This is a genomic window from Microvirga sp. TS319, from assembly GCF_041276405.1.
Taxonomy (GTDB): domain Bacteria; phylum Pseudomonadota; class Alphaproteobacteria; order Rhizobiales; family Beijerinckiaceae; genus Microvirga.
The window spans coordinates 1,029,119-1,043,072 of the sequence record NZ_JBGGGT010000002.1 but is presented as its reverse complement, the minus strand read 5'-3'; the positions used below and the strand labels follow the sequence as shown (position 1 = coordinate 1,043,072).

Genomic DNA, 13,954 nt, shown 5'->3' with positions numbered 1-13,954 from the left:
GATATCCCTCTAATGCCCCTCGAAACTCACGAGGCTGCGCACCTCGACGCCGAGGTCGCGCAGCTTCGCGGCGCCGCCAAGGTCGGGCAGATCGATGACGAAGCAGGCCGCCACGATCTGGGCGCCGATCTGACGAAGGAGCTGGGTCGCAGCGACCGCCGTCCCGCCGGTGGCGATCAGATCGTCCACGAGGATCACACGCTCGCCCTGCCCGATGGCGTCCGTATGGATTTCCATCTCGTCCACGCCGTATTCCAGCGAGTAGGCGATGCGCACCGTCTCGTGAGGCAGCTTGCCCTTCTTGCGGATCGGCACGAAGCCCGAGGAGAGCTGATGGGCGATGGCGCCACCGAGGATGAACCCGCGCGCCTCGATGCCGGCGACCTTGTCGACGCGCCCGCCCGCGAAGGGATGGACCAGCTCGTCGACGGCGCGGCGGAAGGCGCGCGCATCGCCAAGAAGGGTCGTGATGTCGCGAAACACGATGCCGGGCTTGGGATAGTCCGGGATCGAGCGGATCGCTGCTTTCAGGTCGGTGAGGAGACGCTGGTCCATGTTTGAGCCTGCCATAGGTGAGAAGAAATGAGGTTTTCAGAGGAGCCCTGCAATGGCCGAACAACCCTCTCGAACCGTTCTGACCGACATCGACATCCCCTTTGGAAGCCTTGTTCTCTTCTTCGTCAAGGCTTCCCTCGCCGTCATCCCGGCCGCCGTCATCGTCAGCTTCATCCTGGTCTTCATCGGCTGGATCTTCGGCGTGATCTTCGGCTTTGGTCACACGGGCTGGATGATGCTCTAGCGCATCGTGCGAAAAAGTGGCCCCGGTTTTTCGCAGGAACGACGGACTCATCCAAGGAGGGAGCGTCGGATAGATCCCAAAAGTGCAAGTCCACTTTTGGGTCCGATGCTCTAGCTTCCCGGTGACCTCAGAACCCTGCCCGCCACCGCGTCAAGCTTCATCAACAGTTCGGGATCGCGCACCGAGGGAGCCGTCATGATGGCGCCGTCGAGCGCCCGGTCGGATCCCACGGGACAGGGCTCGTGCTCGGCCGGGAAGTCCCGGGCGATGCGGGCGATCAGGTTGGCCACCTTCGCGGCGTTTCGCTGCGCGACTGCGACCACGGAAGCCGCGTCCACGCTATCGTGCTCGGGATGCCAGCAATCGTAATCTGTCACCATGGCGACAGTCGCATAGGTGATCTCGGCCTCGCGGGCGAGCTTGGCCTCGGGCATGGCCGTCATGCCGATCACGTCGTAGCCGAGCTCCTTGTAGGTGATGGATTCGGCATAGGTCGAGAATTGCGGCCCTTCGATGCAAACGAGCGTGCCGCCGACGGCATGCGGGACCTCCTCCGCCGCGGCCGCGCGGGCGATCCGCCGCTGCAGCAGAGGGCCCACGGGACGCGCCATCGGCACATGAGCCACGCATCCCCGGCCGAAGAATGAGGCTTCGCGCTTATGCGTGCGGTCCACATACTGATCCACCAGCACGAAGAAACCGGGATAATACTCCTGCCGGAAGGAGCCGCAGGCCGAGACGGAGATCAGGTCCGTCACCCCTGCCCGTTTCATCGCGTCGATATTGGCGCGATAATTGATGTCAGACGGCGAGAGGCGGTGGCCGCGGCCGTGCCGGGGCAGGAAAACGACATCCGTGCCGCCAATCCGACCCTTGCGCAGCACGTCCGAGGGCTCGCCCCAGGGGGAGCCGATACGCCATTCCCGGACGTCCTCGATCCCAGGAAGATCATAGACCCCCGATCCGCCGATGATCCCCAGTACCGCCTTCGCCATCCTGCCTTGCCCTTCCCGTCAGAATTGCCCGGCACCATAGCGGCAGACGGGCGAGAACCCAATGGGCGTTACTGAGCGAAGGGGAAGGAATGGATTTCGTCGGTGGTCCGGCAGGGAAAGAGAGTTTCGCGGATGATCTTGAGGCGCTCGACGCGCGCCGTGACCGAGACCGGAATGGCCTCGACGGCCCTGACCACCGCGTCCGGTACCGGGTCGGCCGTGCGGTAGCGCGCGAGCGTCGTATGGATGAGGTTGTAGCGAACGGGCCCGACGCCGGGCGGCGGGGGAATCTCTTCCGCAAGGGCGTGGCGGATCTTGTCGATCAGGCCGGTCTCGTCCGTCGCGAGGGCGATGATCGCCGTATCCGTGACCTTCAAACGGGAAAAGCACAGCTCCAGCGGACGGTGCCCCCGGCAAAGCTCGTCGATCAGGGCGCGGCAGCGCTCGGCGATGGCGCCCCAGTATCCCTCTTTGTCATACCGGTCCTTCACCTGAACCAGGGCATAGAGGGTCACGTGCAGGGCCTCGGGCGGCGCGAGGAAGAGCGGAACGGGCCAGCGCTCGGCGATCGCCGTCTGAAGCTGGGCAAGGCAACTTTGGGCCTCGGGCGAGAGGTCGGGCTGGACGTGATAGGCGAGGCACGGCCGGCCCCAGATGTCGTCGGCAATGGTCTGCAGCATGGCGACGACTTAGAGCATCGGACGTGAAAAGTGGATTCCACTTTTCACGTCCGATGCTCCCTTCCTGCAAAGAGCGCATCGTTCTTGCGGAAAAACGGATGCGCGTTGCGAGCCGACAATGCGCTCATTCCGGGCCCGGAGAATGTCACCCGGAAAGAAAAAGGCCCCGGAAACCGGGGCCTTTGATCGTCAAGGATTGTGGGTCATCGGCGGGGTGGCGTAGCCGTCGACCTCGCCGCCCACCCGGGCCCAGATCTTCTTCTTCGTGAAGTAGAGCAGGCCGGACAGGACGAGCAGGAACAGCATGACCTGGAAGCCGAGGCGCTTACGGGCCTCGAGATGCGGTTCGGCCGTCCAGGTGAGGAACGCCGTCACGTCCTTCGCGTATTGGTCCACCGTCTCCGGCGCCTGCGGCTGGCCCGCCTCGTTCTTCGGATACTCGACCTGGCCGTCGCTGATCGGCTTCGGCATGGCGATCACGTGGCCCGGATAATAGTGGTTGTAGTGACCACCTTCGGGCATCTGGAAGCCGGCCGGCGGTTCCTCGTAGCCGTTGAGCAGGGCGACCATGTAGTCGGCGCCGTTCTCCGAGTACTGGCGGAACACGTCGAGGATGAACCAGGGGAAGCCACGCTCGTAGGTCCGAGCCTTGGGCATCAGGGACAGGTCCGGCGGAGCCTTTCCGCCGTTCGCCGACGCGGCTGCGTTCTCGTTCGGGAACGGAGCCGGGAAGCGATCGGCCGGGCGGCCGGGACGCTGGAACATGTCGCCGGCCTCGTTCGGACCGTCCGTGACCTGGTATTCGGCCGCGAGCGCCTTGACCTGCGCCTCGGAGAATTCCGGGCCGCCCTCCTCGGAGAGGTTGCGGAAGGCCACGTAGCTCAGGCTGTGGCAGGAGGCGCAGACCTCGCGATAGACCTTGAAGCCGCGCTGCAGCTGAGCCCTGTCGAACGTGCCGAACGGACCCGCGAAGCTCCATTTGTGCGGCGGCGGGACCGGGGTCTCGCCGGCAGCGAAAGCGCTACCTGAGAAGCCGAGAACGGCTGCGGCGATGAGAAGAGTACGCTTCATCATTTTATCTTTCCCCAGCTCTCGCATCAGCCCTTGGAGTGCGGTGCGGCGTTGGCGCCGGCCGGCATGCCGGCTCCGCCCTTCTGGACGCCCATGACGGATTCGAGGATCGAATTCGGCAGGGGCAGCGGACGCTCGACGAAGCCGAGCACCGGCAGAACGATCAGGAAGTGGGCGAAGTAGTACACCGTGCAGATCTGCGAGGCGACCACGTACCAGCCCTCGGCGGGACGGGAGCCCAGCCAGCCGAGCACGATGCAGACGACCACGAACAGCCAGAAGAACTGCTTGTAGAGCGGGCGGTAGGCCGTGGAGCGCACCTTGGAGGTATCGAGCCAGGGCATGAAGCACCAGATCAGGATGGCGGAGATCATGGCGATGACGCCGCCGAGCTTGTCGGGGATGGCGCGCAGGATCGCGTAGAAGGGCAGGAAGTACCATTCGGGAACGATGTGCGCGGGCGTCACGGCGGGATTGGCCGGGATGTAGTTGTCCGCGTGGCCGAGATAGTTCGGCAGATAGAACACCCACCATGCGAAGAAGAGCATGAACACGACGACTGCGAAGATGTCCTTGATCGTCGCGTAGGGGGTGAACGGAACCGCGTCCTTGCCCGACTTGATCGGAATGCCCGTCGGGTTGTTCTGGCCCGGCACGTGCAGCGCCCAGACGTGCAGGATCACGACGCCCACGATCATGAAGGGCAGCAGGTAATGCAGGGAGAAGAAGCGGTTGAGGGTCGGGTTGCCCACCGAATAGCCGCCCCACAGATAGTGCACGATCGTCTCGCCGACGCCCGGAACCGCCGAGAAGAGGTTCGTGATCACGGTGGCGCCCCAGAAGCTCATCTGGCCCCACGGAAGCACGTAGCCCATGAAGGCGGTCGCCATCATCAGGAGGAAGATGATCACGCCCAGGATGTAGAGAACTTCGCGCGGCGCCTTGTAGGAGCCGTAGTAGAAGTTGCGGAAGATGTGCACGTAGACGGCGACGAAGAACATCGACGCGCCGTTGGCGTGAAGATAGCGGATGAGCCATCCGTAGTTCACGTCGCGCATGATGTGCTCGACCGACTGGAAGGCCAGAGCCGCATTCGGCGTATAGTACATGGCCAGGAACACGCCCGTCACGATCTGCGAGACGAGCATGAAGACCAGGATGGCACCGAAGGTCCAGAAATAGGTCAGGTTCCGCGGCACCGGGAACGCGATGAACGAGGAGTGGATGAGGCCAGCGATGGGCAAGCGGCTTTCGAACCACTTACCGAAGGCGCTCTTGGGAACGTAAGTTGTGGAGTGTTCGCTCATAATTATCGCCTGATCGTCGCTTGGGTTACGCCGTGGCCTCTTGGCCGATCACGATCTTCGTATCGGACGCGAAGGAATAGGGCGGAATCGGCAGATTGATCGGCGCCGGACCACCGCGGACGCGGCCAGACGTGTCGAAGATCGAACCGTGGCACGGGCAGAACCAGCCATGGTACTCGCCCTGCTGGCCGAGCGGCACGCAGCCCAGATGGGTGCAGTTGCCGTAGACGATGAGCCATTGATCGTGGCCCGACTTCACGCGAGCGGAATCGGGCTGGGGATCGCGCAGGGACGCCACGTTCACGTCCTGAGCGGCCTTGATCTCCTCGGGCGTGCGGTGCCGGATGAAGATCAGCTTGCCGCGCCAGAAGACCTTCACGATCTGCCCTTCGGCGATCGGGGACAGGTCCACCTCGACGGGGGCGCCGGCGGCCTCAGTCGCCGCGTCGGGCGCCAGAGACTGGATGAAGGGCCATACCAGGGTTGCTCCGCCGACAGCGGCAGCTGCGCCCGTGGCGATGTAAAGGAAATCGCGCCGTGTCGGCTCAGCGACATGAGTGGTGGTCTCGGCCACTTGGCTCTCCAGCATTGATCAAAAACGAGAACCGCGCATCTGCAATGCCTTGCAAATCAAGACATTCGGCACGCCGGTTCCAGGTTGAAGGAACAAGCATACGCGTCAACGCGCACGCAATGCGACTGGGAGTCGCCGCGCGGTGGCTCTTTGGCACGGCCAAGCCCGCCTGTCCATAGGCGGATTGGACATGTTCCAACCTGTTTCCCTAGAAAGACGCCGCTTCCGCGGCCTCCTCACGCTCCCCCGCCCCCAGGAAGCCGCCCGATTGGCGCTGCCAGAGTCTGGCATAGATCCCGCCGGCCCGGAGGAGCTGAGCATGGGTCCCCTCCTCCACGATCCGCCCCTTCTCCAGGACGATGAGGCGGTCGAGGGCCGCGATGGTGGAGAGGCGGTGGGCGATGGCCAGCACCGTCTTGCCCCGCATGAGGGTCGACAGCGACTCCTGGATCGCCGCCTCGACCTCGGAATCGAGGGCCGAGGTCGCCTCGTCCAGCACCAGGATGGGGGCGTTCTTCAGGATGACCCGGGCAATGGCGATGCGCTGGCGCTGGCCGCCGGAGAGCTTCACGCCGCGCTCGCCCACATGGGCGTCGTAGCCGCGCCGCCCCCGGTGATCCTCGAGCTCCATGATGAAGTCGTGGGCGTGGGCGAGGCGCGCCGCCTCCAGGATCTCTCCTTCGGTGGCCCCGGGTCGTCCATAGGCGATGTTGTCCCGGATCGAGCGGTGGAGAAGCGACGTGTCCTGAGTGACCACGGCGACGGAAGAGCGCAGGGAATCCTGCGACACCCGGGCGATGTCCTGGCCGTCGATGAGGACGCGCCCCTCCTCCACGTCGTGCAGGCGCAGGAGAAGCGACGTGATGGTGGTCTTGCCCGCGCCGCTGGTGCCGACGAGCCCAACCTTCTCCCCGGCCCGGATCGTGAGGTCGAGTCCCTCGATCACGCCCTCATCCCGGCCATAGTGGAAAGAAACGTCCTCGAACCGGATCTCGCCCCGCACGACCGTGAGCCGCGGTGCATGGGGCCTGTCCACGAGTCCGTGCGGCCGGGCGATGGTCTGCATGCTTTCCTGAACGGTGCCGATATTCTCGAAGACGTCGCGCACCTCGTGCATCACCCAGCCGGACATGGCGAGGACCCGCATCACGAGGGCGAGCCCGGCGGCGGCTTCGCCGCTGGTCATGACGCCCTGTTTCCACAGAAGGACCGAGAGGATCCCGGTCGCCGCCAGGAGCAGGCTGTTCATGACGGAGAGGATGCCCGAAACGACGGAATTGAGTCTCAGGGACCGCAGGAAGGCATCCGTGTTCGCCCGCACGGCCTCCCGGACGGCCGACCGCTCCTCGTCGGCCCGAGCGAAAAGCTTGACCGTCAGGATGTTGGTGTAGCTGTCCACCACCCGGCCCACGAGGGCGGAACGGGTATCGGCCACCTGGAGGGAGCGCTCCTTGGCGCGCGGGACGAAATAGCGCAGGAGAATTCCGTAGCCGAGGATCCAAAGCCCCATGGGCAGGGCGAGCCATGCGCTGACGCTGGAAAAGACACCCAGCGCCGTCATCGCGTAGATCGCCACGTAGAGCAGCGTATCGATCAAAGCGACGGCGATGCTGCGGATCGCCCCGCCGCCCTGCATGACGCGGTTGGCGAGACGGCCCGCGAAATCGGCCTGGAAATAGCTCACCGCGTGGCCCAGCGTATAAACGTGGGTCCGCCAGCGGACCATGTTGGTGCTCTGGGGAATGATCACCTGGTTCGAGACCACCTCGTGAGCGAAGTTCAGGACGGGCCTGACGAAAACGACGAGGGCCGCCATGACCATGAGGGTCGTGCCGTGCTCGGCCCAGATCCGGTCCGGCGCGGAATGGGCGAGAATGTCCACCAGCCAGCCCAGCAGGATGTAGAGGAACGATTCGAACAGGCCCGCCGCCAGCGCCACGAAGAACAGGATTACGAGCCAGAAGCGGACGGGCCTGAGATAATGCCAGATGAAGCGCCCCACCGTGTTCGGCGGCGTCTCGTTCTCATCGAACGGAGCAAACGGATCCAGCCGTCCTTCCAGCCACCGGAACATGCCCTTCCCCGATTTTCCCTTCCTTGTCCCTTGCTTTAACACCCGTGAGACCGAAAGCGTTCACTTGACGTAGGGCCCGCCTGCCCCGATGAGGGTGCCATGCCTCGTCTCGCCATTTTCCAGCCGGACATTCCGCAGAACACCGGCACCATGCTGCGCCTCGCCGCCTGCCTCGGCGTGCCGGTCGAGATCATCGAGCCTGCAGCCTTCGACGTCTCCGACCGCAATCTTCGCCGCTCCGGCATGGACTACCTCAATCACGTGACGATCACGCGTCACATATCCTGGCGCGCCTTCGAGGAGTGGCGGCGCGAGGGCCGGGGCAGGCTTGTGCTCGCCACCACGAAGGGGGCGGTGCCCTACACGGACTTCCGCTACGCGCCGGAGGACATCGTCCTTGTGGGCCGCGAATCCGCCGGCGTGCCGGACGAGGTCCATGCGGCGGCGGATGCCCGGATCATCGTGCCGATGCAGGCGGGCATGCGCTCGCTCAACGTGGCCGTCACGGCCGCCATGATCCTCGGCGAAGCCTTGCGGCAGACCGGCTCCTTCCCTATGCCCTCCCCAACCGACATGTGAAGCGACGACCATGACCGACAAAGCCGATATCGAACGCCTTCAGATCGAAGCCCCTCTCTGGTTCGCGTCCCTGCGCGACCGGATCTGCGCCGCTTTCGAGGCGATCGAGGACGAGGTCACGGCTCCCCTGCCCCCGGAGGCCTCGCAGGCCGGACGTTTCGCGCGCACCCCCTGGGAGCGCAAGGACCATAGCGGCGCGCCGGGCGGCGGCGGGGTGATGTCCATGATGCACGGACGGGTGTTCGAGAAGGTGGGCGTCCATGTCTCGACCGTGCACGGCGAGTTCGCGCCCGAATTCCGCGGCCAGATCCCCGGCTCGGACCAGGACCCGCGCTTCTGGGCCGGCGGCATCTCGCTCATCGCCCATCCCTGGAACCCGAACGTGCCGACCGTTCACATGAACACGCGCTTCGTGGTGACGACGAAAGCCTGGTTCGGCGGCGGAGCGGATCTGACGCCGGTGCTCGACCGCCGCCGCACGCAGGACGATCCCGATACCGTCGCCTTCCACGCGGCGATGGAGGACGCCTGCCACCGCCATGCTCCGGGAGGCGCTTACGAGAAGTACAGGAAGTGGTGCGACGAGTATTTCTACCTCAAGCACCGCCACGAGCCACGCGGCATCGGCGGCATCTTCTACGATTATCACTGGACCGGAAATCCCGACGAGGACCTCGCCTTCACCAAGGACGTGGGCGAGGCCTTCCTGGCAATCTATCCCGAGATCGTGCGCCGCAACGTGACGAAGAGCTGGACGGAGGAGGACCGCATCGAACAGCAGGTGCGGCGTGGCCGCTACGTGGAGTTCAACCTGCTCTACGACCGTGGCACGATCTTCGGCCTCAAGACCGGCGGCAACATCGCCTCGATCCTGTCCTCGATGCCGCCGACGGTGCGGTGGCCGTAGAGCGTCGGATCGATTCCAAAAGTAAAAGTCCACTTTTGGGTCCGATGCTCTTGGTGCAGAAGGAAGCGAGGGGCGTTCAAAGCTGCGCCAAAACCCGCGCCAGCAGGTCCTGCACATAGGCCTCGTCGGTCCGGCATCCCTCCGCCAGCCATGCCTGACGCGCCAAGCCGAGGATCTGGCCGATCCTCGGCCCTTTCGGAATGCCGCGCGCGATGAGATCGGCGCCCCGCAGTGGAAAGACCGGTACGGGTTCCGCACCGCTGCGAAAGCGCTCAAGGGCGCCGAACGCATCCTCCAGGACGACAGGCCGAGGCTCTCCATCGATAGCCGTCAGGGCGACGCTCAGCGTCTCGACGCCGTGGTCCGCGACGAGGCGGCGGACGGCCGTGGCGTCGAGCGGGAGGGCTCGGCCCTTCAAGGCGACGAGCAGCCGGGCATAGGCGACGAGCTTCCTGTGTTCGTCGTTGGACAATCTCAGGTGCTCGCGCAGACGCTCCGCATCCTCCGCGACCATCACGGCAAGTGCAGCGAGACGCCAGATCGCGACCGGATCGTCCTCGTCGAACCTCGCGACCCGACTGAAGCGCCCGAACTCGACCGCACCGGCGAACAGCCATGTGAGAAACCCGTAAGAGCTCAGGACACGCAGCGTCTCCTCGGCGCGGCGCGCCACGAGGAGCTTGAGGAGCTCGTGGCGAATTCTCTCCTTCGACAGGATCTCCAGGCCCTGGCGCTCGGATCCCGCCGCGGCGAGCCCTTCCGGATCGGGCTCGCCCTCCGCATATTCCGCGTAGAAGCGGAAGAAGCGCATGATCCGCAGATAATCCTCGCGGATGCGCGTGTGCGGGTCGCCGATGAACCGCACGCGGCGCGCGCTCAGATCCGCAATACCGTCCGTGTAGTCATAAAGCCGGCCGTCGGTGCCAAGGGAGAGAGCGTTGATGGTGAAGTCGCGCCGCGTGGCATCGAGCACGAAATCGCGCCCGAAATGCACGACGGCCTGACGCCCGTTCGTCTCCACGTCCACGCGCAGGGTGGTGACCTCGAAGGGCTCTCCATCGACGATCACGGTCACGGTGCCGTGATCGATGCCGGTCGGGACCGACTTGAACCCGGCCCCATCCGCCCGCTTGACCATCGCCTCGGGCAGCATGGTGGTGGCGCAATCGACCTCCGTCACGGGCCGCCCGAGCAGGGCGTTGCGCACGGCGCCGCCGACGATGCGCGTCTCTTCGCTCTGTCCGTTGAGGACCGTGAGAAGGCGGCGCAGAGGCGGGCGATCGAGAAGGCCGAGAAGCGCTTTGTGATCGAGTGTCTGATTCACTGGAACTGTCCCGGGACGACTCGTCCATTCTCCATATGCGTCGGCACGAAGGCGCCGGTATGCCGCTCCGTCGTCAGGCCCGTGAAGACGAGGGATGCGATGACCATGACCAGGCCCGCCATGGCGAGCCAGAGGGATTGATCGCTCCACGAGGACCAGACGAGAGCATTCCGGCGACGAATCACGAGATAGGCGGCGAAGAGAACGAAGGGCAGGAGGAACAGCACCAATCCCTGCAGGAACGCGCGCGTCACGATATGTAGAGCCTTTCGTAGAGGTTGCGGATGATTCCCGCCGTCACGCCCCAGATATAGCGGTCCTCGAAGGGCATTGCATAATAACGGCGAAGCCGGCCCTTCCATTCGCGGGAATGAAGCTCGTGCCGCGCCGGATCCATGAGGAAGCTCAGCGGCACCTCGAAGGCGTCGGCCACTTCATGCGGATTGAGATGGAGCGTGTAGGACGGCGAGACCCGCGCCACGACGGGAATGACCAGGTAATTGGTGGTAGAGAGATAAGGATCGAGATAGCCGAGCAGGCCGATGAACCTGCTGTCGAGCCCGATTTCTTCGTCCGCTTCGCGGCAGGCTGCCGCCAGGATCGATTCATCGGTCGGATCGACCCGGCCTCCGGGAAAGGCGATCTGTCCCGAATGCTGGCGCAGCTGTGCGGACCGCTCCGTGAGCAGGAGCGTCGGCTCCTCTCGCATCACGACGGGCACCAGCACGGCCGCGGGTTTCGGGTTCAAGGGGTGGACGAGGGGCACGTCGTCGAGGCTGTGATCCCCGCGCGGATTGGCCAGGGCATCCTCCGGGTTCGGCGGCTCCGGCCGCAGGCGCTCGGCCGCAAGGGTGAGGAAATCCGGCCGGTCCAGGGGGGCGGTCCTCATGACAGCTCTCCGGGGTCGACGAAAGCGGCGATGGGATAAAAGCCCTCCTTCACCGCGACCCCGAAGAGTTTTTGTCCCTCGACATCCCGCTCCTCGGCGAGCGCGATCAGGTCCATGGCCAGGGAGCGGGTGACGAGCGCCCACAGGTCGCCACGAACCTTCACGTAAGGCTTGACGCCCCCATGCTCGCCCTCTTCGAAGCGCAGGGGATTGTCCGGCCCCACCGGCACGAGATCATCCACATTGGTGCGGAAGGCGATCTGGCGGTCTTCCCCCTCGCCCTCGAGCGCCATCTCGACCGCCAGGAAGGGCGCATCCTCGACGACGATTCCCACCCGCTCGACGGGCGTGACGAGCACATAGCGCTCCGGGTCCTTCCGCAGAACCGTGGAGAAGAGCCTGACGAGGGCCGGCCGGTTGATCGGCGAGCCCATGTAGTGCCATGAGCCATCGGCGGCGATGCGCATGTCGATCTCGCCGCAATAGGGCGGGTTCCAGCGCTCCACCGGAGGGAGGCCCTTCTGCCAGACGTCCGGGCCCAGCGCCTGGGTGAGCCGGGCCAGGGCGCTGCCGGTTGCGGGTATGTCGGAATGGGTCATGACGCAAGCGTGAACAGGAAAGTGAATTCTTCAGATCGACGGGAGGCTGTGATCGGTTACTTCCTTAAGCATAGAGTCCCCGGCCGCGACATCCAATCCTTTGGCCTCGTTCGCTGCGGCGCATCGACTCTTGCCACTCGATAGGGATCGAAGGCAGACTAGATGTTCGGGGGCGTATGCAATGAGAGGGAGAGTGACCTCATGACGGCCAGCATTTCTCAAGCGCCCACCGCCCTGGACGATGCGATCATCCGCAATGCGGAGGCGACGCTTGAGACTGTCGGGCGCGCCCGGGAGGCCATTCACACGGTCATTTTCGGCCAGGAAGACGTCGTCGATCAGACCCTGATCACTCTGCTCGCGGGCGGCCACGGCCTGCTCGTCGGCGTCCCTGGCCTCGCCAAGACCAAGCTCGTCGAGACGCTCGGCACCGTTCTAGGCCTGGACGCCCGCCGCATCCAGTTCACGCCGGACCTGATGCCCTCGGACATCCTGGGTTCGGAAATTCTGGACGAGGGAGCCGACCGCCGCCGCTCCTTCCGCTTCGTCAGGGGCCCGGTTTTCACCCAGCTTCTCATGGCGGACGAGATCAACCGCGCGAGCCCCCGCACCCAATCCGCCCTGCTTCAGGCCATGCAGGAGCATCACGTGTCCGTGGGCGGCGAGCGCCACGACCTGCCCCAGCCCTTCCATGTGCTGGCCACCCAGAATCCCATCGAGCAGGAGGGCACCTATCCCCTCCCCGAGGCCCAGCTCGACCGCTTCCTTCTGCAGATCGACGTGAGCTACCCGACCCGCGAGGCCGAGCGGCGCATCCTCATCGAGACGACCGGCGCGGAGGACCACAAGCCCGTCGCCGTCATGGACGCCGACGCCCTCATGAACGCGCAGCGCCTCGTCCGGCGCCTGCCGGTCGGCGAGAGCGTGGTCGAGGCGATCCTCGATCTCGTCCGCTCCGCCCGTCCCGAGAGCGAAAGCGGCGACGGCCTGACCGACAAGATCCTCTGGGGCCCCGGCCCTCGCGCGAGCCAGGCGCTGATGCTGGCGGTTCGGGCGCGAGCCCTCATCGAAGGCCGCGTCGCCCCCTCCATCGCCGACGTGGTGGCGCTCGCCGAGCCCGTCCTCAAGCACCGGATGGCGCTCACCTTCTCGGCCCGCGCCGACGGCGAAACGCTGTCGAGCGTCATCGGCCGCCTCACCGCCCGGCTGGCGGGTTAGGGATTTCGTCATGGCCCGTGTCCGGGTCCTTCCCGAGAGCGCCCGCTCACCAGGGCGCCAGGAAACCGAGAGCGCCCTCTCGCTCGCCCATCGCATGCCGCGCCTCGTGCTCGAGGCACGACGCGTGGCGGCGAACCTCGCGCATGGAATCCATGGCCGCAGACGTTCCGGCGTCGGCGAGAGCTTCTGGCAATTCCGTCCCTTCGTGACCGGCGAGGCCGCCCAGCGCATCGACTGGCGCCGCTCCGGCCGCGACGACCGGCTCTACGTGCGCGAGCGTGAATGGGAAACGGCCCAGACTCTGTGGGTCTGGATCGACCGCTCCGCCTCGATGGCCTATGCCTCGGAACTTGCCCAGGCTCCCAAGATCGAGCGCGCCGTGGTGCTGGGCCTGGCTCTCGCCGATTGCTTCGTGGAATCGGGCGAGCGGGTCGGCATGCTCGGCCTGATGGCGCCGCGCGCCACGCGGCGTATCGCCGAGACCATGGCCCAGACCCTGGTGACGGACCGTTCATCCCTGGAGGACGATCTTCCGCCGGGCGCTCCCATCGCGCCTCAGCACGAAGCCATTCTCATCAGCGACTTTCTCTCTCCCGTGCGCGACATCGGTGCCGCCGTCGAGGGTATCTCCGCCCGCGGCTCGCGCGGCCATCTGGTCATGATCGTCGATCCCGTCGAGGAGACCTTCCCGTTCCAGGGCCAAGCCGTCCTGCACGACCTCGAGGACGGCCTCTCGCTTCGCATCGGCGATGCCCAGGCCTGGGGCCGCGCCTATCGGGAGCGGATCGCGCAGCATCGCGCCGAGTTGCAGGAGATCACCCGCCGCCGAGGCTGGACCTTCACGGTCCATCGCACCGATCGGCCGGCCAGCGAGGCGGCGCTGCGCCTGCTGACGCTGGTCTCGGCCGCTCGCGGCGTGACATGGGGAGGACTCTAGC

16 protein-coding genes are annotated in these 13,954 nt (G+C 65.6%); 5 read left to right on the top strand and 11 right to left on the bottom strand.

Annotated features, from left to right (window positions below):
- Window positions 1-9: 9 nt before the first annotated feature.
- Window positions 10-555, bottom strand: a complete 546-nt coding sequence (locus AB8841_RS14320) for an adenine phosphoribosyltransferase (RefSeq protein ID WP_370436503.1) — start codon at window positions 553-555, stop codon at window positions 10-12.
- A gap of 52 nt (window positions 556-607) precedes the next feature.
- Between AB8841_RS14320 and AB8841_RS14315 the strand changes: the two genes are divergently transcribed.
- Complete coding sequence (locus tag AB8841_RS14315) at window positions 608-799, top strand: hypothetical protein (protein ID WP_370436502.1); 192 nt, start codon at window positions 608-610, stop codon at window positions 797-799.
- 110 nt (window positions 800-909) lie between these two features.
- Here the strand turns inward: AB8841_RS14315 and AB8841_RS14310 are convergent, their stop codons facing one another.
- From AB8841_RS14310 to AB8841_RS14285, 6 genes are all read right to left on the bottom strand, one after another.
- On the bottom strand, window positions 910-1,794 hold the full coding sequence (locus tag AB8841_RS14310) for an S-methyl-5'-thioadenosine phosphorylase (protein ID WP_370436501.1): 885 nt from the start codon (window positions 1,792-1,794) through the stop codon (window positions 910-912).
- 68 nt (window positions 1,795-1,862) lie between these two features.
- On the bottom strand, window positions 1,863-2,474 hold the full coding sequence (locus AB8841_RS14305) for a 2'-5' RNA ligase family protein (RefSeq protein WP_370436500.1): 612 nt from the start codon (window positions 2,472-2,474) through the stop codon (window positions 1,863-1,865).
- Between the two features lie 189 nt (window positions 2,475-2,663).
- Window positions 2,664-3,548, bottom strand: coding sequence for a cytochrome c1 (locus AB8841_RS14300; protein WP_370436499.1), 885 nt, complete (start codon window positions 3,546-3,548; stop codon window positions 2,664-2,666).
- A 23-nt stretch (window positions 3,549-3,571) separates the two neighbouring features.
- Window positions 3,572-4,852, bottom strand: a complete 1,281-nt coding sequence (locus AB8841_RS14295; protein ID WP_370436498.1) for a cytochrome bc complex cytochrome b subunit — start codon at window positions 4,850-4,852, stop codon at window positions 3,572-3,574.
- 25 nt (window positions 4,853-4,877) lie between these two features.
- Complete coding sequence (petA, locus tag AB8841_RS14290) at window positions 4,878-5,441, bottom strand: ubiquinol-cytochrome c reductase iron-sulfur subunit (RefSeq protein ID WP_370436497.1); 564 nt, start codon at window positions 5,439-5,441, stop codon at window positions 4,878-4,880.
- A gap of 193 nt (window positions 5,442-5,634) precedes the next feature.
- Entirely contained in the window at window positions 5,635-7,500 is a 1,866-nt protein-coding gene (locus tag AB8841_RS14285) for an ABC transporter ATP-binding protein (RefSeq protein ID WP_370436496.1), read from the bottom strand.
- A 99-nt stretch (window positions 7,501-7,599) separates the two neighbouring features.
- Here AB8841_RS14285 and AB8841_RS14280 point away from each other — a divergent pair, with 99 nt between their 5' ends.
- A complete protein-coding gene (locus AB8841_RS14280; RefSeq protein WP_370436495.1) occupies window positions 7,600-8,079 on the top strand; it encodes a tRNA (cytidine(34)-2'-O)-methyltransferase in 480 nt (159 codons plus the stop codon).
- A 10-nt stretch (window positions 8,080-8,089) separates the two neighbouring features.
- A complete protein-coding gene (hemF, locus tag AB8841_RS14275) occupies window positions 8,090-8,986 on the top strand; it encodes an oxygen-dependent coproporphyrinogen oxidase (RefSeq protein WP_370436494.1) in 897 nt (298 codons plus the stop codon).
- 76 nt (window positions 8,987-9,062) lie between these two features.
- Here the strand turns inward: hemF and AB8841_RS14270 are convergent, their stop codons facing one another.
- Genes AB8841_RS14270 through AB8841_RS14255 form a run of 4 tightly spaced genes read right to left on the bottom strand, consistent with a single transcriptional unit; the run spans window position 9,063 to window position 11,798 of the window.
- Complete coding sequence (locus tag AB8841_RS14270; RefSeq protein ID WP_370436493.1) at window positions 9,063-10,310, bottom strand: CCA tRNA nucleotidyltransferase; 1,248 nt, start codon at window positions 10,308-10,310, stop codon at window positions 9,063-9,065.
- Window positions 10,307-10,564, bottom strand: a complete 258-nt coding sequence (locus tag AB8841_RS14265; protein ID WP_370436492.1) for a DUF6111 family protein — start codon at window positions 10,562-10,564, stop codon at window positions 10,307-10,309. The genes AB8841_RS14270 and AB8841_RS14265 overlap by 4 nt, the downstream gene beginning before the upstream one ends.
- Window positions 10,561-11,199, bottom strand: coding sequence for a CoA pyrophosphatase (locus tag AB8841_RS14260; protein WP_370436491.1), 639 nt, complete (start codon window positions 11,197-11,199; stop codon window positions 10,561-10,563). The genes AB8841_RS14265 and AB8841_RS14260 overlap by 4 nt, the downstream gene beginning before the upstream one ends.
- Entirely contained in the window at window positions 11,196-11,798 is a 603-nt protein-coding gene (locus AB8841_RS14255; protein WP_370436490.1) for a DUF1285 domain-containing protein, read from the bottom strand. Before AB8841_RS14255 ends, AB8841_RS14260 begins: the two co-directional genes overlap by 4 nt.
- A gap of 201 nt (window positions 11,799-11,999) precedes the next feature.
- On the opposite strand from AB8841_RS14255, the gene AB8841_RS14250 reads away from it, so the two are divergent.
- A complete protein-coding gene (locus tag AB8841_RS14250) occupies window positions 12,000-13,016 on the top strand; it encodes an AAA family ATPase (protein ID WP_370436489.1) in 1,017 nt (338 codons plus the stop codon).
- A gap of 10 nt (window positions 13,017-13,026) precedes the next feature.
- The gene (locus AB8841_RS14245; protein WP_370436488.1) at window positions 13,027-13,953 is read left to right on the top strand and encodes a DUF58 domain-containing protein; all 927 of its coding nucleotides are present in this window, start codon (window positions 13,027-13,029) and stop codon (window positions 13,951-13,953) included.
- Window position 13,954 lies beyond the last annotated feature (1 nt).